The sequence below is a fragment of the Segetibacter sp. 3557_3 genome, from assembly GCF_004354985.1.
Taxonomy (GTDB): Bacteria; Bacteroidota; Bacteroidia; order Chitinophagales; family Chitinophagaceae; genus Segetibacter.
The window spans coordinates 20,063-43,026 of sequence record NZ_SMSK01000015.1; the positions used below are offsets into that span (position 1 = coordinate 20,063).

Annotated in this window: 14 protein-coding genes; 6 read left to right on the forward strand and 8 right to left on the reverse strand. The window is 45.3% G+C overall.

Annotated features, from left to right (window positions below; genetic code table 11):
• The first annotated feature begins 586 nt into the window (after nucleotides 1-586).
• A complete protein-coding gene (locus tag EXU57_RS18865; RefSeq protein WP_133269809.1) occupies nucleotides 587-1,042 on the forward strand; it encodes a cold-shock protein in 456 nt (151 codons plus the stop codon).
• A 465-nt stretch (nucleotides 1,043-1,507) separates the two neighbouring features.
• Here EXU57_RS18865 and EXU57_RS18870 read toward each other — a convergent pair whose 3' ends face one another.
• From EXU57_RS18870 to EXU57_RS18885, 4 genes are all read right to left on the reverse strand, one after another.
• Nucleotides 1,508-2,395, reverse strand: coding sequence for a family 16 glycosylhydrolase (locus tag EXU57_RS18870; protein ID WP_243745659.1), 888 nt, complete (start codon nucleotides 2,393-2,395; stop codon nucleotides 1,508-1,510).
• A gap of 338 nt (nucleotides 2,396-2,733) precedes the next feature.
• A complete protein-coding gene (locus EXU57_RS18875) occupies nucleotides 2,734-3,720 on the reverse strand; it encodes a Gfo/Idh/MocA family protein (RefSeq protein WP_133269810.1) in 987 nt (328 codons plus the stop codon).
• Between the two features lie 489 nt (nucleotides 3,721-4,209).
• A complete protein-coding gene (locus tag EXU57_RS18880; RefSeq protein WP_133269811.1) occupies nucleotides 4,210-4,455 on the reverse strand; it encodes a hypothetical protein in 246 nt (81 codons plus the stop codon).
• A gap of 1,169 nt (nucleotides 4,456-5,624) precedes the next feature.
• A complete protein-coding gene (locus EXU57_RS18885; protein WP_133269812.1) occupies nucleotides 5,625-5,978 on the reverse strand; it encodes an SWIB/MDM2 domain-containing protein in 354 nt (117 codons plus the stop codon).
• Nucleotides 5,979-6,893: 915 nt separating this feature from the next.
• Between EXU57_RS18885 and EXU57_RS18890 the strand changes: the two genes are divergently transcribed.
• The 4 genes from EXU57_RS18890 (at nucleotide 6,894) to EXU57_RS18905 (ending at nucleotide 13,878) form a co-directional block, all read left to right on the forward strand.
• Nucleotides 6,894-7,667, forward strand: a complete 774-nt coding sequence (locus EXU57_RS18890) for an SDR family NAD(P)-dependent oxidoreductase (protein ID WP_133269813.1) — start codon at nucleotides 6,894-6,896, stop codon at nucleotides 7,665-7,667.
• Nucleotides 7,668-8,046: 379 nt separating this feature from the next.
• Nucleotides 8,047-8,298, forward strand: coding sequence for a hypothetical protein (locus EXU57_RS18895; protein ID WP_133269814.1), 252 nt, complete (start codon nucleotides 8,047-8,049; stop codon nucleotides 8,296-8,298).
• A 926-nt stretch (nucleotides 8,299-9,224) separates the two neighbouring features.
• Nucleotides 9,225-12,407, forward strand: a complete 3,183-nt coding sequence (locus EXU57_RS18900; protein WP_133269815.1) for a SusC/RagA family TonB-linked outer membrane protein — start codon at nucleotides 9,225-9,227, stop codon at nucleotides 12,405-12,407.
• 25 nt (nucleotides 12,408-12,432) lie between these two features.
• Nucleotides 12,433-13,878, forward strand: coding sequence for a RagB/SusD family nutrient uptake outer membrane protein (locus EXU57_RS18905; protein ID WP_133269816.1), 1,446 nt, complete (start codon nucleotides 12,433-12,435; stop codon nucleotides 13,876-13,878).
• A 2,307-nt stretch (nucleotides 13,879-16,185) separates the two neighbouring features.
• Here EXU57_RS18905 and EXU57_RS18910 read toward each other — a convergent pair.
• The 4 genes from EXU57_RS18910 to EXU57_RS18925 form a co-directional block, all read right to left on the reverse strand.
• Nucleotides 16,186-17,817 carry a sodium/sugar symporter gene (locus tag EXU57_RS18910; protein ID WP_133269817.1) on the reverse strand — a complete coding sequence of 544 codons (1,632 nt, stop codon included), beginning with the start codon at nucleotides 17,815-17,817 and terminating at the stop codon, nucleotides 16,186-16,188.
• Nucleotides 17,818-17,946: 129 nt separating this feature from the next.
• Nucleotides 17,947-19,149 (reverse strand): acyltransferase family protein, encoded by a 1,203-nt coding sequence (locus EXU57_RS18915; protein ID WP_133269818.1) that lies wholly within the window; start codon nucleotides 19,147-19,149, stop codon nucleotides 17,947-17,949.
• Between the two features lie 29 nt (nucleotides 19,150-19,178).
• Nucleotides 19,179-20,156 carry a purple acid phosphatase family protein gene (locus EXU57_RS18920; protein ID WP_133269819.1) on the reverse strand — a complete coding sequence of 326 codons (978 nt, stop codon included), beginning with the start codon at nucleotides 20,154-20,156 and terminating at the stop codon, nucleotides 19,179-19,181.
• 439 nt (nucleotides 20,157-20,595) lie between these two features.
• Nucleotides 20,596-21,474: an inositol oxygenase family protein gene (locus tag EXU57_RS18925; RefSeq protein WP_133269820.1), complete on the reverse strand. Its 879-nt coding sequence runs from the start codon at nucleotides 21,472-21,474 to the stop codon at nucleotides 20,596-20,598.
• Between the two features lie 226 nt (nucleotides 21,475-21,700).
• Here EXU57_RS18925 and EXU57_RS18930 point away from each other — a divergent pair, with 226 nt between their 5' ends.
• The gene (locus EXU57_RS18930; protein ID WP_243745660.1) at nucleotides 21,701-22,774 is read left to right on the forward strand and encodes a LacI family DNA-binding transcriptional regulator; all 1,074 of its coding nucleotides are present in this window, start codon (nucleotides 21,701-21,703) and stop codon (nucleotides 22,772-22,774) included.
• Nucleotides 22,775-22,964: the final 190 nt, after the last annotated feature.

Below are 22,964 nucleotides of genomic sequence, written 5' to 3' on the forward strand. Positions count from 1 at the left end.
CGTCAAACAACGTGTACTCACGAAAAAGGGGTTTAAAACCGCCGACATGAACCTGAGGGCCAGTTCTGCTTAAATCATCTTCAAATAGAGTAAAGTCAACAGGTTGAATGAACGCCTAAGGCTAGTAAACCCGCCAGAATCAGTGATTGTTCACCTTTGCTGGCATAAACAATGCACGAATTTATCGCGACATGATTTTTGTGTTGACAACTTGTGGCTGCTGCGATCTAAACAATGTTCTTAAGAAGGCTAAACTAGTTTCAGAGCATCAATTTAGTCAGCTCGAAAAGCGGGTAAACATCTTTTTAAGCGTACAATCCGGTTCTACTATAGTGTGGCACGCTGATGGTGTTATAAAGAAAGTAAAAAGATGAAGGTATTTGCGCTGGGACGCGCTTAGAATACAGTTTTTTTCATATATTAACAGTAGGATTTTCGTTCAGTCGAATATGTTTTGTAAGATTGCTTACCGCACAACTTATACTAGCTTTTCACGGATACCACGTATTGTAGTATCTTCACCAACATCTGGTTTTTCAAACATGAAAAATCATCAAAACAAGTAAAAACTTAATCAAAAACCACAATGGGTAAATCACAAGAAACGTTTAACAAAAAAGAAAAAGAAAAGAAAAGATTACAGAAGCGTCAGGAAAAACAGGAAAAGAAAGAAGAGCGCCAGGCAAATTCAAGAAATGGCAACAACCTTGAAACCATGATGGCCTATATCGATGAAAATGGCAACATTTCATCTACACCACCAGATCCGCGGAAGAAAAAAGTTGTCAACGTAGAAGATATTCAGATCGGTGTTGCTAAGCAGGAGCCTGTTGATGCAGCTGAAGCACTCAGAACCGGGGTAGTAACCATGTTTAACGAGTCAAAAGGTTACGGCTTTATCCGTGACAGCAAATCAAACGACAGCCTTTTTGTACACATCAATTCACTTAATGACCGTATCAAAGAAGGTGATAAAGTGAGCTTTGAAGTGGAGATGACGCATAAAGGAAAAAATGCCGTCGACGTAAAGAAGATCGTCTAAGAGATTTCTTGCTATACAGCAAGTACTTCCTTTTTCGTACAGGCACCATTTCTCTAGCGGCTAGGCCGGTACAGTTCAATTGATTGAAAGTCACGCAGGTGTTGATCAGGTTGCAACAGCCCTGACCTTAACTAGGCTTTGTAATCATGCGAACCCTTGGGCCCCAATCCGGTTGTACCTTGCGATAGTTATAGATCGAAAAAAAGACCCATAAAGCACAAGTGTCTGTTTACGGTTACAATAGATCTACGCCGATCACAGCGTTTTATAGAGGTCTCACTATATTTATGACTTGCCCCAAAACGGCAGGTCTTTTTTTTGCTGTAGCCGATTGAGTACCTCAATCCTGAGGAGTGCAGCTTATCTTCAACCTGCTTTCATTTCGGGCTAAAAGTTTCACGTATTTTTAGAGGCTCTCAATCCCAGATCGCCTACTGAATTTACAACAATACCATTGCCTTCGCGTCACCCTTTCTGGTATACCCTTACATAGTCCACTTCGAACCGGTTTGGAAACGGCGTTTTGGATGGGTCGCCACCATTCATTCCGCCAATCGCCAGGTTGAGCAACATATAGTGTGGCTGTTTAAAGGGGTTGAAGCCAGAGTTATCTTTATTAACCAGTTTACTTAATTCCACCTTGTTCAACAGAGTATCATCTACATACAAGGCGATCGCGTTTTCATCCCAGTCCATACGCCAAACGTGAAATTCTGCTGCCCATTTCTTCCCTCCAAGCGAATCGATATTATAGGTTTTACTATACCACTCAGCCTTGTTGGGGGTTGCTGTTCCACAGGCAATGTTGGCAAGTAGCATTTTCTTGTAAAATTCCATAATGTCTATCTCGCCATTTGATGGCCATTGCTTGTTTACCCCCAGGGTCCACCAGGCGGGCCACAATCCATCACCAATGTCTATCTTACCCCGCATAACAAACCTGCCGTAAGTCCAGGCTCGTTTGCCCGAAGTATTGATACTGGAGGCACTGTAGCTTATGTTCGGGCGACTTCTCCTCCAGTCGCGGCTGCCTGCCGTGTAGTTCGGGTTTGGTCTTGCCTCTTTCCTACCCTCAATGATTAATAAACCCTTCTCACACCAGGCATTCTCGCGCTGGTACCACTGCAACTCCTGGTTTCGCACAAACCCGTTTTCAAACTTCCAGACCGATGTGTCTACCTGCCCGGTCTTGTTAAACTCATCCGCCCAAACGAGTTTGTAACCGTCATTGGCAAATGCATTGTGCCGGCCTGGCTTAACAGACTTACATCCTGAAATCGCTACGTATCCGACTAAAAAAATCAGCAGCATTGCCCACTTTCGCGGATCAAGAATTAGGAATTGGTGATGCATAGTACAACTGATAAGGGCAAAGTTTTAAGGTGAAAACGACATGAACAAAACTGGATGGTTATTATACAGGGAACAACCATTCGCAATCAACCAAGCCCTATAACCTAACTACGCATTTTACAGGTTCCCGGCAACTGCACCATCCAGGCTGTATGTAGCAGCGAAAGTATATGAACCTTTTTTTTGGAGCCAGCAGTGACGCCCTGTTTGAACTTTGGTTGCGACGCTCCGTTCCACGGCATATCATTGTTGATCAGTGTTCCCGATACATTGGTATCTACTGCGCGCGAGCAGGCCTAAATCAAGCTTCAACTTTTCCGCGTATTGCTGCCAGGCAGTCAGGGATGATCGTGCGGGGTAAACGAGTCGATGAGGCGCATCACTTCAACTCCGGCTTCAGGCGGACAAGGATTTGTGGTATTCCCTAAGAAGAATTGAACAACCCTTTCAATCATCGGCTGCTGCACATGTTCCAATGGTGCAAACCGGTATTCCTCACTCCTGCCATTCACCGACGTCGTAATCAGCCTGGGATTAAACACGCTAAAACTAAGTTTACCGGTCGAGCCAATGACCTCGCAACGGTCGATTGCATGCTCGGCTGGAACAGTAAAACACCAAACCCCATTAAACAATACTTTGTTCCGGAAGGAGATCCAACCGGTTACGGTATCATCTGCATTATAACAACCGGCCTGGTTTAAACAGGTACCATGGGCGGCTCCTACATCGCCAAAATAATAAACCATAAGGTCAAGTTGGTGTGGAGCAAGGTCGTGGAATAGGCCTCCACCCGATACAGCCGGATCAAGTCGCCAGGGCACATCGGTTTGGGCGATCATGGCTGAGTTATGTGGCTGGAACAACTGCAGGTTTACAAGTTTTACATCACCGATCACTCCTTGCTCAAGCAGTTCTTTTACTTTTAAGAACATAGGCATTTGACGCCGGTAGTGGGCAACAGTAAGCTTCCGGCCCGACTCGGTTGCAGCTTTCTCCATTCGTGAGGCTCCGGCAGCAGACAACGACATTGGCTTCTCTACATATACATCTTTGCCTGCTGCTAAAGCTGCGAGGGTATACGCTTCGTGTTGCAGCGGGGGAGTGGCAATGTATATCGCATTAATGTCGTCGTCTTCAATAAGGGCCTGCGCATTACTGTACCACTTTGGTAGCCCGTGCCTGCTTGCGTAATCTTTGGCTTTCACCGTATCCCGGCGCATAACGGCCACAAGCTTTGAATTTGCTACTTTATTAAATGCCGGACCACTTTTTACTTCGGTAACGTCGCCACAACCTATGATGCCCCAGTTTACTTGTTCCATACTCCTTCGTTTATAATCGGAAGATAGGCATTCAAATGAAACGGAGTGGTTGTGCAGCTTCAACACATAATTGAAGAGCAGCAGGCTCGGGCTTGATTACCGGTTAACGCCTATTTGTAGCATAAAAAAGGGATAACCTGTTGCGTTCAACTGGTTATCCCTTAGCAATGTAAAGTTCATGTGGGGCGAAAATGATTACAGGCTCGATCGTGAGTCTCCATATCGCTTCCCTTAAGCTGTATCCTGTGATCCTTTCACCCGCTTACTAAAATCCAACGATCGAAGCTTTTCATTAAGTTGTTTAAATTGGTACCGCAACTCACTGAACTTCTGAATTGAACAATCTTGCATAGATTTTTCACAAGTTTGCAGATGTTTCAATAGCTCTTCCCTGTTATTCTCCTGCTGTTGCATAAAAACGCTCCTTTCATTTAGTGGGCCGTCACAAAGGCCGAAGTGATGATATATGGTTTATTGGTTTTACAATGTTTACTCATCTTTTCCAAGGCTACTTCCAGCGGCATTGCCCCCAGCATTATCTGACCCCCCGTCTAGCGCACTACTGCCTCGTTTAGATCCATTATCAGCGCCGCCTCCGGTATCTTCTTCCATCACAACCCCGCTCCCGGAATTAGAATGACGATCGGGCTGATTTTTTTCCAAATGCGAGCTTTCATCTATGCCAAGATTTTCTGACTGGCTACCTTTTTTGGTTGTTTCGTTTTTCTCAGACATTTGTTGAAGTTATATGATGAATTTACTAATAAATATTCTAACAGGTATATATCAAATGTTAAAGTTTTATGATATGCGTAAAAACCATTAAAAACATTCTGTCTCCTCATTGTCACTCGTATCCTCCATTTTATCGCCGCTACCGCCTGCCTGGTTATCCCTGCCGCTTAAGGCGCCTGTTTCCTTGATATCGCTGATTTCTTCCGGCTTAACTCCAGCTTGTTCGGCAATGTCACTCCGCTGTTGATCGTTTAACTCAGGTTAGCACTCTTTTGAGCTTCACCTGATTTACCCATATTTTCAGCGCTATCACTACCTTCTACATTTTTGTTATTATCCATTTCCATAATATGTTTTAGCTAACCTACCCCAAGGTTAATGCCAGTAAATGGTCTTTTAGATCCCACTACGCGCGTGTTAAGGCTCACTATCATTGACGTTCGTACTTAAACAAAAAAGAATAAGTAAAAGGGAAGCGTTTGACACCGTTGATCTTCCATTAAAAATCCGGGACTACAAAGGTTATCATACCTAACAGAGGTTCCTCTATTCCGTTGTTTAAGCAGGTTTAAACATTATAGCAACGGTATGCCGTACCTCTCCAGATCGTAACGATGTGCTCAGCAGGAATAATGGGACGGCAAACGGCCTGGGCCAACTGCAACTACGAACAAGAAATGAGTTAAGGCTATGTACCGGGGCGATAAAACTCACATCACATGCTTACTCGTGACCCATGTTGCAGCCGGGAGTTGTACAATTTGTTGCAGTGTATAAGATTCTCCTCAGGTAACGAGCGAGCGATGACGGCTAAACACAAGGGGGGTAAACGGCAAGTACTTTAAGGCATTCAGGAGGGCATCAAAGCCTGTTTCATATGTCACAACCTGGTTGTCCCGGCGAAGGTTAATAGCGGTTTTTGCCTGGTACCGGGAGATCGGATCTTCCAGAGAACGCTTATTCGATGAAGTGTTACCAGCCAAACGCTGGCGAAAAAAAAAGCTTTGCAAGACATAGCGAATGACTTACAAAGCTTAAGATTATAATGGAAAGCCCCGTTGGGGGTACAGTTGCAAAACAAATATGCTCTGCAACAAAACCTTATCCTCGATGCAGTAACGGCATTTGTTAGTAACAAGTACCGCAACTTTCTCCGACAAACAATTGAGTTATGCCTTTACGTGATTGTTCACGATTTTAGCAAGTTCAAACATCGAAACCTGTTCCTTACCGCCAAAAACTTCTTTCAACTTATCGTCTGCATTGATCATTCTTCGGTTGTTCTGATCCTGCAGATCGCTCTTCTTAATATATTCCCAGATTTTCTTGATGATCTCTGTACGAGGAAGCGGTTTCGTACCTACAATTTTGCCCAGTTCAGGACTAACATTTAGCGGAGCCATTAGGCCAACGTTCGCCTTTCCTGATGATGCTTTTGCAGACTTTTTTGCAGCCGCTTTCGGAGCGGCCTTTTTAGGTGCAGGGGCGGATTTTGCCGCGGCTTTTTTGGTTGCTTTTGCCATTTTAGTTATTTACAATTTTAAGGTAAACACCCTTGTACAAATGAGGATTTGTAACTGTTGAAGGATGGATAACAAAAGGTAAATTAATGATTTATATGAATTAAAAGTAAATGTTGAAACGATATAAAAAAAAGCCCGGCGTTAGAAAAGAGAATAAAGCACCCACAAGAACCAAAATCCTGACTACTGACTTACCGCACTATTTAATAATTGTACGGCAAAATGATGCTTCAACCAGGCAAGTGCAAATATTCAGTAGTGAAAATCCAGTTCTGCCAACTTTCATACAACTAATACATAGCTTTGATTTTCAGTTAGTTATGTGTTTAAAAGCGCTTAGATGCCTTATTCTTCATCGCAAATGGGCAACTTGAAAAATAGTGAGGTCTACTTCGAAAATGTTGCTAAAGAACGATACACGAGTTCAATGGCACATCATACGTTACTTAAAACCGCTGTTATCGGTTCTATTTTTTTCTTTTAAGCAAAGCAGATTTATTCGAGAAAACAGGTGAAAAATCTTCATAAAAAGCTGCTCACAGAGTGGGTTGTCCTTATATAAATAATAAAATATCCGTGTTTTCGTCTACGATGGAGCAAAAGAAGACGGCACAAACGCATTTCGCCGACACCCCAAATTAAACGCAATGGAATGCTAAGCCGCTGAAAGATCTGCGGGATCATGGCCCGTTTTGCACATCTGCTCTGGTGTAATGGCCGGTATAGAGAGCGGAATGAATAGCCCTTTGCGGTCTTACAGGCACCCTATAATTGACCTGCCCTGCCGGCGAATAATGGACTCAGGTTAACCAAATAGTCCCCGCTAACATGGTGGCTAATCAACCTCCTGTAATAGGGAACAATTTTGGTCTAACTACCTTGAACAAATTTCGAAGCTTTTTCGATCATCTATCTATGTCAAGAATTCTTATCACTGGTTCAGCAGATGGCCTTGGCCAGATGGCTGCGAAATTACTTGTGCGGCAAGGCAACCAGGTCATTCTTCATGCGCGTAACGAAGCCAGGAGTTTAGCTGCGCAAAAGGCTGTACCCGGCGCGGAAATGGTCATAACTGGTGACCTTTCAAGCATTCGGGAAACCATTGCGGTAGCTGAAGCAGTGAACAAAACAGGTGCGGTTGATTCGATAATCCACAACGCAGGTGTTGGATATCGCGAAGCTAAGCGCGTGAATACTGTTGATGGCTTGCCAGAGGTGTTTGCTGTTAATAGTTTAGCGCCGTATATCCTTACATGTCTTGTCAACCGCTGCAAGCGCCTAGTCTATACCAGCTCCGGCTTACACCACCAGGGCGATGACAGTTTACGGGATCTTGCGTGGACTACCCGGGCCTGGGATGGCTTTGCAGCTTATGCTGACTCGAAGTATCACAATGTTCTGCTTGCCTTTGCTGTCGCAAACCGGTGGTTAAATGTTTTGTCGAATGCAGTTGAGCCAGGCTGGGTAGCTACTAAAATGGGTGGCAAGGGCGCACCAGACTCACTTGAAGAAGGACCAAAAACACAAGCCTGGCTTGCTTCTTCAACCGATAAGGCTGCACTGGTTACGGGAGAGTATTTCTACCATCAAAAACCCCGACCCTGCCTGCCTTCAGCGAAAAATAAGAGCATCCAGGATCAGTTCCTCGCTCTATGCGAGGAATCCTCAGGCATAAGTTTTCCGGGTTAACTGTCTTCGATGGGCATTGCAATAGCCAGCTTACCCGACGACAATAAACCATATCGCTGGCACTTCAGGTAAACACTGGTCGCTGCTTGTCGTATTACGATTCGTGAAAACGCGAAGTACCTGCATCAAGGCTTTGTGTTCACCATTGCCCCATCAGCTTCGCCCTATAATAAACAGGTTGTATATTACCTGGAAAGAATGCTTAAATCCTTTACAGCACGGAGTGTAAGCCCGTAGTTTTGTGTTAACCTTTAGCCTTCCGGTTTTCAAAAGAATCCTGTTTAACATGATCAATCAGGAACAGCAAAAATTAAATAAGCTTTTATAAAATAGTCTAGCAATTCTTGAATAGTTTTGAATAGAAACACCCGGTTGCATTATGCTTAAATTTCACGAGTTCTGTTTGTTAGACGAAGCTGTTAAGTCGGAGTTGGTCCTGAACTATGGTGCCCTTATTGGAGAGAGGTTAAACGAAGGCTTAAAAGTTTACCTATACCAGGTAAATGCATTTTACATTGAGATCTGGCACCGGCCTGATGAAACAAGTACCACTATATTAAAATCATTTGATAATACCCACTCATTAAAGCCATATTTAGACCAAATTTCACTTGACGATTTACCGATCTAGCGGCACGCCGAAGCTGGGTCAGTCGATATGACGATTACTATACGCGGCTTGCTTCTTCATTTCGGTTTCGATCCTTATCTCTGTCTCCTCCCCCAGCCCCTTACGGTACCGAAATCATTGTTCGAAACAGCTAAGCTATCCCCGCCTCCTCAGGAGCAAAAATATGCACGGCGGTTGAGCTTTATAATGGTTAGGTCCCGCAACCGCGTTTACAAAAAGTTACCCGTTCAACCCATACTAACCCGAAACCTGGATCGGCTCTCCTGCTACTATGCTAGAAAGCATATCGCCTCACTCAGAGGCTTTCACAAATACCGGTAAAATCAGCTTATTTTATTAAAGTTTGATGCGTGATACTTTACCTGGATAATACTAGCGGACAAATACATCACGGGATTAGCAACCTGTTTGTATATCAAACGACGATTTGGCTTCCCGGACTACCACAACATGCATGTTCTGCGCACACATGTTATGGCGTTCGCACACCGTCATTGCGACGCCGGAACCAATCCCATGTTTTAGCATCATGAATTATTGTAATGCCGACAGTTCGTAATAAAGTATCTGCTCAGCCCACGTATCTATAACGGAGTTAAGGTCAGCAGTTCCTAATACATCATCAGGCTATCTGCTCTATCGCGCCAGCCATCACCGCACCAAATTATCGGTGTCATACCCTTCCTTTCGTTACTTTCACGATTGAAGCTACCACTTTCAGGAACCCAGCCCTCGCCTGTTGCAGCTTACCTGTGCCTTGGCACATGTCGCTTCTCGCCCTTATTTCCAAATAGCATTATGCTAAATCTTACGGCAGTATCCCTTTTTTGCTACTATTAAAAAAATATTATTAGCCGAATTCTCCTGTTTTTAACACTAAATTTAGCATCACGGATCCTTATTCTTCTAAACCTAAATATTGCCATATGAAACTTCATTCACATTTCGTGAGAAATGTAGTGCTGTCGCAACTTCTGCTTTTTTCTCCCTTTTGCGGATTAGTCTCCGCCCAACAAAAAGATAACCCAGTTACCGTAACACAAAGTGTTCGCATCACCGGTAAGATCACCGATGCTGATGGAAAACCTGTGGCTGGTGTAAGTGTACAAGTAAAGGGTGGTGAGGTAGTCGCCATCTCCAATGATGAGGGATTGTATAGCGCCAATGTACCCGGCAATGCAGTACTTGTTTTTACGTCGCTTGGTTTTGCAGGTAACCAAGTACCGGTAAACAATCAAAGGGTACTAAATACCGTAATGGGTTCTACTCAAAAGTCATTAGAAGAAGTGGTCGTAGTTGGTTATGGTACACAACGAAAAAGAGCAGTTACCGGTTCAGTTGTTTCTGTTGGATACGACCAATTTAAGGACCGCTCTTTTAGTAATGTTGCACAATCACTTGAAGGCACTGTGGCAGGGGTAAATATCACAACTACTCAGGGTGCTCCGGGTTTCGGACCCAGCATCAGGATACGCGGGATCACTTCTATAACTGCCGGCACCACCCCGCTGTATGTTGTCGACGGGATGGCAATGGAAAATTTCGACCTTAACCTGATCAACCCACAGGACATTCAATCCATCGACATTTTAAAAGATGCCGCCTCTTCTGCCATCTATGGTTCGAGGGGAGCAAACGGAGTCATACTGGTTACCACAAAACTTGGTAAAGCAGGCAAAGCACAGGTCAACGTCACTATCGAACATGGCTTACAGGAGGTGACCCGAAGGGTTAAGGTGATGAATGCACAGGAATGGATCCGGTACTATATCGATGCCCGCAATAATGCATGGATCGCGAGGGGTGGAAAAGCAAGTGATCCCAACAGTGCAAGGGTTCAGAGTAAGACCTACCTTATACCACCTGAGTTTCTCACCAACCCCGGACAGTTCGGCAACGGTACCGACTGGCAGGATGTAGTGTTTAGAACTGCACGAACCAACAATGTACAAATGTCGGTAAGCGGCGGCACCGATAAAACACAGTACCTATTCTCAGCCGGGTATCTCGACCAGGATGCCGTAGTAATAGACAACTTTTACAAACGCCTGTCGTTGCGCACCAACATCAGGCAAAAGATTTCCGATAAACTCGCGGTCGGCATGAACTTATCACTGACCGGAACAAATGATCGTACAGATGGTACTACCGGAAAAAGTGATGTGATCAGTCTTGCAATACAAAGCGACCCAATCTTTCCGCTGTACAACGAAAACGGGAACCTTGGCTTTTTGGATCCTAACAGTACCTGGAACAGGTTCTCCAGTTATGGTGTACAACTATGGCACCCTTATTCATTGATCAAGTTTGCCAACAAAATCAATAAGACCTATAATTCAATAGCCAGTGGTTACCTGGAGTACAAACCATTTCAGGACCTAACATTCAGAAGCAGCATCAACGGCACCCTTACCAACAGGAACTACAGTTGGTTTTGGCAAACCAACCAGGGTTATGGCTACTCCAATTTGCTGCCTGCCCAGGCAACTTATAACACCTATACCAACACAAACTGGATGACAGAAAACACGCTTGCGTACGACAAAAAGATAGGTGAACATACTGTAGGCGCTATCGTTGGTTATAGTGCACAGAAACAGCGCGGCGACTCTTCGGTTCAGGGCTCTACGAACTTTCCAAATGACCTTGTAGAAACACTTAATGCCGCAGGCACCTTCACACAAAGCGGTACAACCACAGGACAATGGTCGTTGTTGTCATGGCTGGGCCGGGTAAGCTATAGCTATAAAAACAGGTACTTCGTAAATGGTACCATCAGGCGTGATGGTAGCTCGAGGTTCGGACCAAATACCAGGTGGGGCTACTTTCCTTCGATAGCAGGAGGCTGGCTGATCTCTGATGAGAAGTTTATGGAAAACGCAAGGGTTGTCAACAACCTCAAACTCAGGGTGAGTTACGGCGTAACCGGCAATAACCAGATACCTAATTATGGCCCCGTGAGTTTACTTGGAGGATCGAGGTATGCATATGGCGACAATGTCGTAAATGGGTTAAGGGTTATTACCATACCCAATCCAAACCTCAGGTGGGAGAAAACAAATCAGTTCAACGTTGGTGTGGACCTGGCAATACTCAATAACCGCGTTAATGTTACGGCAGAATACTACAACTCCGTTACACGGGACTTGTTGCTCAACGTACCTGTACCAATTACAACAGGGTTTGGAACCCAGTTAACGAACATTGGTAAAGTAAGGAACAGGGGGGTTGAACTTACGATCTCAACAAAAAACATCCACGGTCCTGCATTCAGGTGGAGCACTGATTTCAATATTTCAGCAAACAGGAACAAAGTTTTACAACTCGGTCCCGGTAATGCACCCGTGATCGCTGAAGACTGGGGTCGTTTTGTAACCGAAGTGGGCCAGCCAATCAGCAACTATGTGGGATACATATTCGACGGAGTTTACAACAATCAAAAGCAAATAGACGAAGGTCCCAGGTATCCATCGGGAATCCTGGTAACCCCGGGTGATCCAATCGTAAGGGATGTAGATGGCAATGGTAAAATCGATGCCAACGACAGGACCTATATTGGGAACGCACAACCGGATTATATTGGCGGATTAACCAACACCTTCTCGTATAAAAACTTCGAGTTTGCTTTTATGTTGCAGGGCACATTTGGCAACGAAATTCTAAACCAACAATCCCGCTTCAGCAAGTTCTGGAACGATAGCCGCAACTCTTATGCGGTGGTAAATAATTATTGGAAGTCGGAGCAGGAACCCGGCGACGGCCAAATATTTAAGCCCAATGCAGAATACAAAGGTCTTCAAACACAATTCTCCAGTTACTGGATAGAAGATGGAAGTTTTGTAAGGATCAAAAACGTCCGTCTGTCGTACGCGATCCCGCAGAAGATCACCGCAAAAACACCGTTTAGAGGGGCAAGGCTTTATGTAAATGCCGAAAATGTTTATGTGTTTAGCGATTACCTGGGCTACGACCCCGAGAACAGTACCTATTCCACAGGAACGGATGCATCTACAAGTAATGGCAGCACCCCCGGGTTGCAGGTGGGAGCGGATTATGGTGGCTATCCCATTCCGTTGACGGTGACCTTTGGTATCAAGCTTGACTTCTAAATTTCTTAACGATCAACGAAAAAAAATGAAACCTTTAAAATATAGCTGTCTCATCTTATTAGCCATAATCGTATCAGCAGGCTGCAAAAAATCCTTCCTCGAACTGGCACCGGTTTCCAACTCAAATGCGAATACGTTCTTCCAGTCCAAAGCCGATTTTGAGCTTGCGGTGAACAATGCTTACAGTACGTTATACACGGTTTACGGTCCAAACGGTATGATGTCTTTTTGCGGGGAATTACTATCAGACAATACCACATTATACCAGGTGGCACAATCGGGCACAATTACCCTGGGAGATAAATGGGCATTCAGGGATTACTCCATCATCTCAAGCAACACTGCGGTAAATCAGTTTTGGAACGACATGTATTCATCGTTATACAGTATAAACATTGTACTCAATAAAATCGATGCGGCGAATGTTGATGCGGGGTTTAAAGCACAGGTTACGGGTGAAATGAAATTCCTGCGAGGACTCTACTACTTTAATATGGTTCAGGCATGGGGCGATGTACCATTAGTGGTAACACCGATACTTGCGGAAGAAGCATTTAAACTTAGCCGCACGCCTAAAGATGAGGTTTACAAGCAGGTTGTAGATGACCTTAGAAGTGCAGCAGCAAGCCTCACCGCTCCAGATAAGGTTCCGGCGCCAGGTAAAGCATCAAACGGCGCAGCAAAAACACTCCTTGGCAAGGTGTATTTGACCATGGGTGATAAAGCAGCCGCAGCACAGGTATTGCGGGAAGTTTATACATCGTATAATGGAACTGCGTACGACCTGTTGCCAAATTACGGTTCTTTATGGGGGCCAACAATTGCCCACAAAAACACCAAAGAGTCGATATTTGAAATTCAATACAAAGCTGGTGCAAACAATCCCAGCAGTACCTACTGGCCTGCATTTTCACCGTTTGAAAATTTCGCGATTACGGCCTATGGTGGAGGCATGAACCTGGTTACAGATGACCTGTATAATGAATATGAGCCAGGCGATAAAAGAAGAGATACGTCGTTTGAACTGGGATACCAGAAAGGCGGACAATTTGTTGCCATCAAGTTCCAGAAAAAATGGAAAGATGCAAATGCGCCATTGGTCAATGCGGCAGAGTCGTGCAACAACAACTTTATGGTTTTGCGTTATGCCGACCTGTTGTTATTATTGACAGAAGCAACTGATGACCCGCAGTATTTAAACCGGGTTAGGTCAAGGGTTGGCTTGCCGCTCTTTGGAACCGCGGGTTATCCAACTGTCAAATACCCTACCCTACAGCTTGCCTTGGAACATGAACGCCGGGTTGAACTGGCGCTTGAGTTTCACCGCTGGTTTGATCTAAAAAGAACAGGAAGGGCGCTACCGGTGTTATCGGCCAAAGGCAAGCCAGTTGACCAAAATAAGCTATTGCTGCCCGTGCCACAAGCTGCCCGTGACCAAAATGCAGCCCTTGCACAAAATCCGGGGTACTAGATTATCGCATTAACGCCAGTCTTTCCCGTCATTGTGGAGGAACGAAGCAATCCCTTGTTGAAGGGCTGTGAACATTTGCTAGTCGAAAAATTTACCAGGCCTTTGTTAAGCAACAGCATCATCCATAGCTGAAATCATAGTCGGAGCACCAAGCGTTCCCGTCATTGCGAGGCACGAAGCAATCCCTTGTTGTAGAGTGGTGAACGTTTGCTAGTCGTGATTTAACTACACGCTTTTTAAGTGAAAGCATCAACCGTAGCTGGAATCATGATCGGCGCACTAAGCGTTCCCGTCATTGCGAGGCACGAAGCAATCCCTTGTTGAAGCGCTGTCATCTCTTTAGAGATCGGAAGTCACCCAAGCATGGTTAAGCATAAGCATCAAGCATAGCTGGAATCATGACCGGCGCACTACGCGTTCCCGTCATTGCGAGGCACGAAGCAATCCCTTGTTGAAGAGTGGTGAACGTTTGCGAGTCGTGAACTACACGATTGTTAAGTGACAGCATCAACCATAGCTGAAATCATGATCGGCGCACTACGCGTTCCCGTCATTGCGAGGCACGAAGCAATCCCTTGTTGAAGCGCTGTCATCTCTTTAGAGATCGGAAGTCACCCAAGCATGGTTAAGCGAAAGCATCAACCATAGCTGAAATCATGATCGATGCACTAAGCGTTCCCGTCATTGCGAGGCACGAAGCAATCCCTTGTTGAAGGGCTGAGATCGCTTAACAGATCGGAAGTCAACCAAGCATGCGTTAAGCGGCAGCATTAACCATAGCTGGAATCATGATCGACGCACTAAGCGTTCCCGTCATTGCGAGGCACGAAGCAATCCCTTGTTGTAGAGTGGTGAACGTTTGCGAGTCGTGAACTACACGATTGTTAAGTGACAGCATCAACCATAGCTGAAATCATGATCGGCGCACTACGCGTTCCCGTCATTGCGAGGCACGAAGCAATCCCTTGTTGAAGCGCTGTCATCTCTTTAGAGATCGGAAGTCACCCAAGCATGGTTAAGCGAAAGCATCAAGCATAGCTGAAATCATGACCGGCGCACTAAGCGTTCCCGTCATTGCGGGTGGTGCTTATTTTCAGGTTACTGCAAGAAAACAGTTCCGATAGCTCTAGAACTCGAGATTGGTCCGACTTCCAAAACATGGGATTGCTTCGTGCATCGCAATGACGGTGGTGCTTGAATAGAGGTTACTGCAAGTAAACAGTTCCGTTGGCATTAGAAGTTAAAACTGGTCCTACTTCCGAAACTTGGGATTGCTTCGTTCCTCGCAATGACGATGGCGCCTAGATTTGCGGGTGGCGCTTATTTGGGGTTTACTCTAGTGAAAAGCTCCCATGACTCCGTAGTGGAACTCGGTTCTACTTTAAACATGGGATTGCTTCGTGCCTCGCAATGACGATAGTGCTTCTTTAGAGGTTAATGCAAGAAAACAATTTCGGTGGCTTTAGAAGTTAAAACTGGTCCTACTTCCGAAACTTGGGATTGCTTCGTTCCTCGCAATGACGGTGGTGCTTCTTTCCAGGTTAATGCAAGGAAACAGTTCCGATAGCTCTAGAACTCGAGATTGGTCCGACTTCCAAAACACGGGATTGCTTCGTGCCTCGCAATGACGATGATGCCTAGGATTGCGGGTCGTGCTTATTTGCAGGTTACTGCAAGTAAACAGTTCCGATAGCTCTAGAACTCGAGATTGGTCCTACTTCCAAAACATGGGATTGCTTCGTGCCTTGCAATGACGGTGGTGCTTCTTTCCAGGTTAATGCAAGGAAACAGTTCCGATAACACTAGAACTCGAGATTGGTCCTACTTCCAAAACATGGGATTGCTTCGTGCCTCGCAATGACGGTGGTGCTTCTTTCCAGGTTAATGCAAGGAAACAGTTCCGATAACACTAGAACTCCATATTGGTCCGACTTCCAAAACATGGGATTGCTTCGTGCCTCGCAATGACGATGGTGCTTATTTAACTTTCAAAACATGGGATTGCTTCGTTCCTCGCAATGACGATGTTTTGCAAGTGGTTTTCTTCTTATTTGAACATCAATTGGATTGCTTCTTTCCGCGAATGACGATGTTATGCAAGTCATTTCGACTTGTCATAAAGCGTTCATCATTCCTACTTCTTCCGTTGATCATGAGCACAGGCCTCCGCTGCTATGAAATACTGGCTTTGAACCGAGCGTGGCAACGATGTCGCCACATTGAACAAATGCCGGCGGCCAAAAAAGAAAACAACATTTCGGGGGTGCATCTTATGTGTAACCAAAACTATCACGTATCAGACCGGTGCTACCAGAAGATGGTATACAATGCAGAAAGTATGCCCACGATGATGATTGAACCAACGACAAACTCGCGGGAGACCCTGAACATTGACGGCTCGATTTCGATAACATGGGTATCGTTCTCCCGTTTGGGCCTGACAAGACTCATTACCACCATAATCACAACAATTAACACGAAGGTTATGCTCATCCTGTCGAGGAACGGGTAATCGGGAAAGGCACCATCTGTCCAATAGGGCAAAAACTTTAAGACAGTTGAGATCGGTATGGTTAACAATGCGCCTGTCATTGCAGCAGCTGCTGTTGTAGGTTTCCAGAATAAACCCAACAGGAATATCGCCAGTACACCCGGTGAGATAAAGCCAACATATTCCTGGATAAATTGGTAGGCCTGGTCGAGAGATCTGAGTGCTGGCGTTACAATAGCTGCGATCAACATAGCAACGATAACTGCCCAGCGTCCAACCTGCACCAACTTTTTTTCTGAAGCTTCGGGGTTGATGTATTTACGATAGATATCAAGCGAGAATATGGTTGAAATACTGTTTGCCTTACCGGCTAATGACGCAACAATCGCTGCAGTTAAGGCCGCAAAAGCAACGCCTTTGAGTCCCGCGGGCAACAGGTTCATCAATGTTGGATAAGCATGGTCGGGCTTAAGTGTACCGGCTGCATCCGTCATTTCCTGTTGGAACAAACCTTTCTGATGCAGCACATACATAGTGATACCGGGCAGCACTGCGATTACCGGTATCAGCAATTTTAGAAAAGCAGCAAACAGGATACCCTTGCGGGCAGTTTTGAGGTCGGCGCCCAATGCCCTTTGAACGATGTACTGGTTACATCCCCAATAGGCCAGGTTGTTGATTAACATGCCCCCGACGAGGACTGACAAACCGGGCAACTCTTTGTAGTATTTATCGGACTTATCAAAGATCATGTGAAAATGGGTGGGCGCTTCCTTACGCAAGACAGATAATCCTTTCCAGATATTGCCACCAAATCCAAATTGTTCTGAAAGAAGGGTGAGCGCAAGATAGGTGGTTACAAGGCCCCCGAGTATCAGCACAAAAACCTGAACAACGTCGGTATAACCAATCACTTTCATACCGCCAAGTGTAACCAACACCGAAAAGAAACTGAGGCCAACGATGCACCATGCAAAACTGATGTTGGAGATGGCTGAGATGGCCAATGCCCCGAGGTATATGATGGAGGTAAGGTTAACAAAGACATATACCAGCAACCAAAACACTGCCATGATCGTGCTCACCTTATCGCTATAGCGTTTGGATAAGAACTGAGGCATTGTATAGATCTTGTTCTTAAGATAGATCGGGATAAAAAAGATGGCCACAATAATGAGTGTTGCAGCTGCCATCCACTCGTAGGTAGATATCGCGAGACCAAGCGCAAAACCTGAGCCCGACATGCCAATGAAGTGTTCGGCGGAAATGTTTGACGCAATGAGTGATGCGCCAATTGCCCACCACGTTAATGAACCTTCCGCCAGGAAGTAGTCGTTTGAACTAAGTGAGGCAGACTTCCTTTTATGATAGATGAAGTATCCATAAGCAGATACACCGATAAAGTAGATGAAGAAGACAATGATGTCTGCCGTTTGCAGTGTATTCATCTGGCAGCGTTATAGATTTTCATATGTTGAAGGAATTGTAAACAGGGTCTTACCCGTAAATAACAACAGGTTTAAACGCTTTAAAGCTACAATCTATGCCTTAAATAAAGAACCCGTGCAATGCGCAAGCTAGACTTTGAAAAACAACCGGTGCTTGTGCAGGAAGTACAACAATGCAAGCTGGATAAATGCCACGGCTGACCATAAAATTACCGGTTGCCATAATTGCGGAGCATACTTTGCAAGACCTCCAACAAGGAACTCAGCGGTAAACATAAAATTGACCATGCCATGCGAGGCGATGTAAATCAGTATGGCATTCATCCCGATCCAAACAAATGGCAGCGACCATTTTTTATAACCGGCAACATCGATAAGCAAATAAAAGACGGCAAAAAGAAGCATGCTTAATCCTCCCGCATAAAGGACAAATGAACTTGTCCAAAGGATTTTATTGATTGGGAATACGGTGTTCCACAACAGTCCGGATAACAACAACGCCAATCCTGCTCCAAGCAAGGTTATGCCTTTTTTTAGGCTGGTGAAATGAATGGCTTGTAATCGCAGGAATTGCCCGGTAAAGATCCCAAGCATGGCAGTGCCAACTGCCGGTATAGTCGACAACAATCCTTCGGGATCATAGATAACCCGGTGTAGTCTTCCGGGCAGCAATAACCTGTCGATATAAGCGGCGAGATTTCCTTCAGGGGTTAGTACACCAGCACCAATACCGGGCACCGGAAAAAGGGTCATAGCCGCCCAATAACCAAACAACAAAACAACAAACCAGACGAGTTGTTTTTTTTGGGAGCAATTGAGGTAGATGAGTGCCGCAAAAAAGCAGGACAATCCTATACGGCCAAGTACACTGGCAAAACGGGTTTGATCATAACCTTTCCAGGCTAACAATCCATTAACCACCATTCCCAACACCATCAAAATAACTGTACGCTGTAACAAGCTCCTATACAATTGGTGTTTAATGCTGTTGCGGCTGATGCCCTTTTCGGCTGACAAACACTTTGCAAAAGAATAAGGCATGGAGACACCGGATATAAATATAAACAGCGGAAAGATGAGGTCGTAAAAGGTAAAGCCATGCCATTTCGAGTGGTGCAGTTGTTCGCTAATGGTGGTAAATGGTTGTGAACCCGTTGCCTTTCCAAGGGCGTGAAATATTCCTTCGCCTGCGATAATCCAGAACATATCAAAACCACGTAGGGCATCGAGTGAGAACAACCGCTCTTGCCTGATCGTATACCCGTTATCCCCAACCGTAGTAGTAGATGGGACTGGCACAACAACCGGCCTTTCTGAAGTGTAGGTACTCATAAGCGAACTACAAGGTATGGTTACTGAACTTATTTTTTGATGCTGGTTCTGTAAAACACCCGCCCGGTGTGGTCGACTACCTGCACCATCATCTCTTTTGCTGTAGCAGAAAATACCATAAACCCATATTGTGAAGCAGCCATCCTGCTATCGTTGACCAATATTGCGGGAGTTTTTTCTGAACCTGCACCAGAGATAAAGTGCTCGGCTTTATTCGTTGGTGTAAGGTGTTGCAGACTGTGCTCATGCCCGGACAAGTAAATATCGACTTTATGCCGGGTTAACAAAGCATCAAGCGACGCATATGTTGCCCTGGTATCATAGCCGTTGGTTCTACTTCCACCTGTATACATCGGGTGATGCCCTACAACAATTTTCCAGGCAATATTTGGCGAGGGATCGCTGAGCGTTTTTTCGAGCCAAAGCTTTTGTGCGGCAGTATCCTGTGTCCGCACGTTTGGACCATATTCAGGGTTGGCATAAAACTGCGGGATGAGGGGATTGGTGTCGATAAAAGCGATCAACACCTGCTTTGTTGTATCCCCGTTGATGGCGAACTTTTTCGCATAATACCTCGCCGGCATCTTCCAACGCCTGCTGATTTTGGAATAAGCTACCTGTGCATCGGGATTGGACTTATAATCGTGGTTGCCTAATATAACGTACCAGTCCCACTGTAGTGAAAATGCAGTGTAGATATCTTCGTAAGAATATTTAAATAGTGGATCATGTTCGCTGATAACTCCGCTTGGGTAGAAGTTATCGCCGGTTGATATGATAAACTGCGCCCCTGTTTCTGCCGCAGTTTTGCCCAGTTGATCTGCCACCTGCCTTTGATGATCTGCGCCGTTCCTACCCCAATCACCAATGGCCAGGAAATTAAGTGAACCGGTTAGCGCTGTCAGCCTGGAGCCTTGTTTTACCACCCGCGAGCTATCGCGGATATATACCTGGGCGGAAAGCTGGGGTATGGTAAACAAGAACAGCAGGATAAGGAAACACTTCATAATGTGATCTGGCAGATAAAGAAAGTACCGGAGTGCAAGGTATGTGTAAACCCTGTTGTGCCGGAAATGAAATCCGTGTGGTTGCGTGTTTAACCGCTAACGTTTTGTGCTCATGTTCAGCAAAGATTTAAGTTCCTTAAACGTAACGAGATTAATGGTAATAAGCAAGTTTCCCCGATTCGAACAACTTACAAACGAAATATCAGGGCGCGCTGGCCCTGATACTTTCGAAATGATACAGTGATTGGTATCCGGGGGTTTTTCGTAACCGATTTGATGTGAGTAATACAGGGACGACATTTGCTCATGCTAACATGAGTTTCTTTAAAGGCCGCTTTATTATGTCGACCATTATACAAACCTGATTACCGTTCATGTTTGGTCTGCCTTAGCTTGTGCTTACAGGATTAAATTACTAAAGCACCTATTCGCGTTAAGGTTAAAATTTCAGCTTCGCAGGCAAATATTTTTTCACTAGGTTTTCGTAATAAGGTTGAAGTGTATTCCAATCCGGTGGTGTCGGGCTTTTTGAGTAGAGATCATATGGATTAAACAACTGAACCCATTTCAGCATATCCCGGTCGTGGCTGTCCAGCAGGTAGTCGTATTGATTTTCCCTGTGCCATGAATAAAACGAGTGATACCGCAACATGTACAATGCCGGTTCCGGTAAGTAATCCTTCATCATCTGGTAAACATATTCGTCGTGTCCCCAAGACATGGTTACGTTTCGCAGACCGCAATTGGGCTCGTAAACTCCCAGCCTGGTGTTGTATTGCGCATTACTGTAATCAGGATTATTGACAAAGTATTCGGGATATACAATTTTTTCGGAATAGGCACATCCAACCGGGAAGGTATCACCCACCACGGCCCATTGCGGCTCCCCAAAAAGGCAAAGTACCTTACCCATATCGTGCATCAAACCTGCAAGTACCATCCAGTCCGGGTGACCATCTGCCCGAAGGGCTTCCGAAGTTTGTAAAAGGTGTTGCATCTGGCTGAGATCGGTATCCGGATCTGAGTCATCGACGAGCTCGTTTAAAAAATCAAACGCTTCCCATATTGTCATCTCCCGTTTATTAAAGCCCAGAAACTCCTCCCTTTTTTCCAGCACGAAATCACGGGTCTGGTATTTATGGTTCAGGCGGTAGAATTCCCTTACAGAGTCTCTTTCAGGGTTGTCGTAATTCCTAAACTCGTCGGTCTTTTTTGCCGTTGCTATCGTTCCTGGCTCGGGGTAACGCTCCAATAAATCATCTTCCCACTCGTCAAGACTTTTCAGTGGGGTTGGATTTTCGGGGTAGGCAGATATCATGATATAGAATTTATTGTTTTGGTAAACTGGTGTCAGTACACAAACAGTTGGCCACTATGAAAAATGAAAAAGCGGTATGGTGAGCAGGTAAGTGAAGGGCAGAAAAAACCATGGCAAACTGTTTAAGCGGAAACAAGCACAATCGTAAGGCTAATTTGGTCTTTTTCGATTGTAAAAGAGAAAAGAAGGCAAACTAAATTCACGAAACCGTTTTCGTTAACTTGCTTTGATTTTACTTTTAAACCTGCTGTCTACAGTAAGCAGTTACCCGGTACCCATGCCTGACGTTAACATTCGATTGCTGGCAAAAGAACTTAATCTTTCCATCGGAACGGTGTCGAAGGCGTTAAAGGACAGCTACGAAATCAGTGCGGGTACCAAAAGCAGGGTTCTTGAACTTGCCAACAAACTTCACTACAAGCCAAACCTCCATGCAAGCAGCCTGCGCCAAAAGAAAAGTAAAACCATTGCAGTGGTGTTGCCAGAAGTTGCAGATAGTTTCTTCGCCGTTGCGATAAACGGAATTGAAGCAATGGCACACCAGGCCGGCTTCCATGTGCTGATCTATTTAACAAACGAGAGTGTTTCCAAGGAAGCTGCCATATTAAAGGACTTTCAAACCGGCAGAGTAGATGGGGTACTGATGTCAATTACTGCAGAAACCTCTGCCGGTGGTCACCTTCAGGAACTTTACGACTCAGGCATGCCAATCGTGTTTTTCGACCGGGTTTGCGAGGAGATTGAAACGGCAAAAATTACGACGGACGATTTTGACGGCGGCTACAAAGCAACCCAACACCTTATTGATTGCGGCTGTAAAAGAATTGCTTTGGTCTCTATTTCTGCAACGTTATCGATTATCAATCACCGGGTAGAGGGTTATAAAAAAGCCTTGGCGGATCAGGGCCTGGATTTTTGCGCCAATTACGTTTTAAGCTGCTCTGACGACATCGATAAAAATACCGCACTGGTGAAAGGGTTGTTGCAGACCCCGGCAGCACCGGATGGGATCATTGCCTCTGTTGAAAAACTAACATCCCCGGTTTACCTGGCTTGCCGCGAACTTGGGCTCGAGATACCAACGGATGTAAAGGTGCTCAGTTTTTCGAACCTGCCGACAGCGGCGATACTTAATCCCTCACTCACCACCATCACCCAACCCGCTTTCGAAATGGGGAAAGTCGCTTCAACCATTTTGCTTAAGGCCTTGAGCAAACCCGGCTATGTGTTGAAAAGGGAAAGCGTGGTTATTCCATCAACCTTAATCGTGCGCGACTCAACACGACGCGGAGGCGGATAGTTTTCTCCAGGGCCATGGTATGTTCAAACCTGTAAGTGATTATCCTTAGGATCCTGCACGACGGCGACAGCTACGGGTGGGCAGTCAGTTTGGCGGAACGGTTTCCCCCCGATCATACGGCAAGGGTCCCTTGAACCCCATCTTTCCGGAAGGTCGAATATCCTTTTAGCCAGGATACTAGCTGGCGACA

Bases quoted from the DNA above. Each gene is read 5' to 3' on its own strand.
- EXU57_RS18865 (WP_133269809.1), top strand. From the start codon at position 587: ATGGGTAAATCACAAGAAACGTTTAACAAAAAAGAAAAAGAAAAGAAA.
- EXU57_RS18870 (WP_243745659.1), bottom strand. From the start codon at position 2,395: ATGCATCACCAATTCCTAATTCTTGATCCGCGAAAGTGGGCAATGCTG.
- EXU57_RS18875 (WP_133269810.1), bottom strand. From the start codon at position 3,720: ATGGAACAAGTAAACTGGGGCATCATAGGTTGTGGCGACGTTACCGAA.
- EXU57_RS18880 (WP_133269811.1), bottom strand. From the start codon at position 4,455: ATGTCTGAGAAAAACGAAACAACCAAAAAAGGTAGCCAGTCAGAAAAT.
- EXU57_RS18885 (WP_133269812.1), bottom strand. From the start codon at position 5,978: ATGGCAAAAGCAACCAAAAAAGCCGCGGCAAAATCCGCCCCTGCACCT.
- EXU57_RS18890 (WP_133269813.1), top strand. From the start codon at position 6,894: ATGTCAAGAATTCTTATCACTGGTTCAGCAGATGGCCTTGGCCAGATG.
- EXU57_RS18895 (WP_133269814.1), top strand. From the start codon at position 8,047: ATGCTTAAATTTCACGAGTTCTGTTTGTTAGACGAAGCTGTTAAGTCG.
- EXU57_RS18900 (WP_133269815.1), top strand. From the start codon at position 9,225: ATGAAACTTCATTCACATTTCGTGAGAAATGTAGTGCTGTCGCAACTT.
- EXU57_RS18905 (WP_133269816.1), top strand. From the start codon at position 12,433: ATGAAACCTTTAAAATATAGCTGTCTCATCTTATTAGCCATAATCGTA.
- EXU57_RS18910 (WP_133269817.1), bottom strand. From the start codon at position 17,817: ATGAATACACTGCAAACGGCAGACATCATTGTCTTCTTCATCTACTTT.
- EXU57_RS18915 (WP_133269818.1), bottom strand. From the start codon at position 19,149: ATGAGTACCTACACTTCAGAAAGGCCGGTTGTTGTGCCAGTCCCATCT.
- EXU57_RS18920 (WP_133269819.1), bottom strand. From the start codon at position 20,156: ATGAAGTGTTTCCTTATCCTGCTGTTCTTGTTTACCATACCCCAGCTT.
- EXU57_RS18925 (WP_133269820.1), bottom strand. From the start codon at position 21,474: ATGATATCTGCCTACCCCGAAAATCCAACCCCACTGAAAAGTCTTGAC.